The 2,280-nt window shown below is 63.2% G+C and carries 3 protein-coding genes and 1 pseudogene; all 4 read left to right on the top strand.

Features of this window, described 5'->3' with window-relative positions:
• Nucleotides 1-737: dihydropteroate synthase (folP, locus tag NW856_RS12935; protein ID WP_414400595.1), on the top strand; the 737-nt coding region annotated here is incomplete at its 5' end.
• The gene (gene folB, locus NW856_RS12930; RefSeq protein WP_414400594.1) at nt 724-1,107 is read left to right on the top strand and encodes a dihydroneopterin aldolase; all 384 of its coding nucleotides are present in this window, start codon (nt 724-726) and stop codon (nt 1,105-1,107) included. The genes folP and folB, both read left to right, overlap by 14 nt.
• On the top strand, nt 1,104-1,610 hold the full coding sequence (folK, locus tag NW856_RS12925) for a 2-amino-4-hydroxy-6-hydroxymethyldihydropteridine diphosphokinase (RefSeq protein WP_414355834.1): 507 nt from the start codon (nt 1,104-1,106) through the stop codon (nt 1,608-1,610). The genes folB and folK overlap by 4 nt, the downstream gene beginning before the upstream one ends.
• A gap of 46 nt (nt 1,611-1,656) precedes the next feature.
• Nucleotides 1,657-2,280: pseudogene (pgi, locus tag NW856_RS12920) on the top strand (glucose-6-phosphate isomerase); the annotation flags it as partial.

Raw genomic sequence — 2,280 nt, 5'->3', positions numbered from 1 at the left:
GCGGCCAGTGGGGATCTGCAGAAGCGGCTGTGCAGGCAGCTAAAGCCATGGCAGCGGCAGGGGCCTTGATCGTGGATATTGGCGGCGAGTCCACCCGTCCGGGAGCGGAGCCGGTATCGGTGGAGGTGGAATGCGACCGAGTCTTGCCCGTGATCCGGGCCCTGGAAGGATCCGGGATCCCCATCAGCGTCGATACGCGCAGAACGGAGGTGGCGGCTGCGGCTTTGGCTGCCGGGGCGCACATCATCAACGATGTCAGCGGGCTGCGGGATCCCCAAATGATACAGGTCTGTGCCGAGGCGGGGGTGCCGGCGGTGATCATGCACATGCGGGGAGAGCCGCGCACCATGCAGCAGCAGACCGACTATGCTGACCTGGAGGGGGAGGTTTTCGGTTTCCTCAGGGAACAGGCGGAGCGGGCTCTGGCGGCGGGCGTGCCCAGCGTTGTTTTGGATCCGGGCTTAGGCTTTGCCAAAACTGCCGAGCAGAATGTAGTCCTGCTTAAAGCCCTACCGCGGCTGGTGGCCTACGGCTACCCGGTCTTGGTGGGGGCCTCCCGCAAAAGTTTTGTGGGTAAGCTTTCCGGCATTGCCGTACCTAATCAGCGAGACAGCGCCAGCGTGGCCGTGCACCTGTTTGCAGCCAGCCGGGGGGCTGCCCTGGTACGGGTTCACAACGTGCCGGCTCATGTTTCCGCCCTTGCCACTTGGGAAGCTCTGCACCATGATGCAGGGTAGGCTGGTGCTGCAGGGCCTCGTCTTTCATGCCTATCACGGCCACTGCCCGGAGGAAGCAGTTTTGGGTGGGCGTTTTGTGGTGGACGTGGAGATGCGGCTTTCCCTAGCCGAGATCCAAGATGACCTCTCGCGCACGGTGGACTACGCCCAGGTGTACGAGAGGGTGCGGCAGGAGGTGACCGGCCAACGCTACCGCTTGGTCGAGACCTTGGCGGATCAGATCGCAGAGCGGCTGTGGCAGAGCTATCCCCAACTGGAGGCCCTAACTGTGCGGGTTCACAAGCCCCATGCTCCCCTGCCGGGGCTGTTCGAGGATGTTTACGTCGAGGTCGACCGCCGGCGAGCCGTAAGCAGGGCGGAAGCCTCATGAATCGTGACCTGGCCTATGTTGCCCTGGGAAGCAACCTGGGGGATCCGCTGCAGCAGTTGCGCTTGGCTGTGCAGAAGTTGCGCCGGTTGGGAGAGGTGGTGGCCTGTTCCAGTCTCTACCGCAGCCCAGCCCAAGGGGGGCCACCCGGACAGCCTGACTACCTTAACGCAGTGGTGGCGTTGGATCCCTTTCCCCCCTACCGGTCTCCCCTGGAGTTGCTCGGGGCGCTGCTGGCCATCGAGCAGGAGGCAGGACGGGTGCGGCGCATCCGCTGGGAGGCCAGAACCCTGGATTTGGATCTGCTGGCCATGGGCAGCCGCATCCTGAACAGCCCTGAGCTGACGTTGCCCCACCCCCGCATGATGGAACGTGCTTTTGTCTTAGCTCCCTTGGGGGAGATCGCTCCCGACTGGCGTCACCCTGAGACCGGTGTGGGGGTCAAAGAGGCACTCATCAGTTTGGATCAGTCCTGGCTGGAGCGCACAACCCTCGGCTGGGAGTAAGAAAGAGTTTGGTAAGCTGGTTAGGGATTTCGGCAAAAGGGATCCCATGGACAGCCTCCAACTCTGGCAGCGCTACTGCGATTGGCTTTACTACCATCCCGGCCTGGAGATTTTCGTCGATATCAGCCGCATCCGTTTCACTCCCCCTCAGGTGGAAGCGCTACGGCCTCGCTTTGCCCAGGCTTTTGCCGATATGCAGGCTTTGGAGGCAGGAGCCATTGCCAACCCCGACGAAGGCCGCCAGGTGGGCCACTATTGGCTGCGGGCGCCCGAGCTGGCTCCCACCTCTGAAATCCGGCAGGCCATTCAGGATTCCATTGAGCGAGTGGAAACCTTTGCCGAAAAGATCCATCGCGGAACCATCCCGGCCAGCGGGGGGGGACGGTTCACCGAGCTGCTCTGCATCGGCATTGGCGGCTCAGCTCTGGGGCCGCAATTTGTGGCGGAGGCCCTGGCTCCGCTGCACCCCCCCCTGAACATCCACTTCATCGACAACACGGATCCCGACGGGTTTGACCGGGTGCTGGGGCGGCTGGCAGACCAACTGGGGCAAACCCTGGTGATCACCACCTCCAAATCCGGCGGCACCCCAGAGCCCCGCAATGGCTTGGTGGAGGTGAAGCTGGCCTACCAAAAAGCCGGGATCCCTTTTTCTGCCCATGCGGTGGCC

The sequence above is a fragment of the Synechococcus sp. R3-13 genome, from assembly GCF_047462195.1.
In the GTDB taxonomy this organism is placed as follows: domain Bacteria; phylum Cyanobacteriota; class Cyanobacteriia; order Thermostichales; family Thermostichaceae; genus Thermostichus.
The sequence above is the reverse complement of the archived record's forward strand: the minus strand, read 5'-3'. Positions and strand labels throughout refer to the sequence as shown.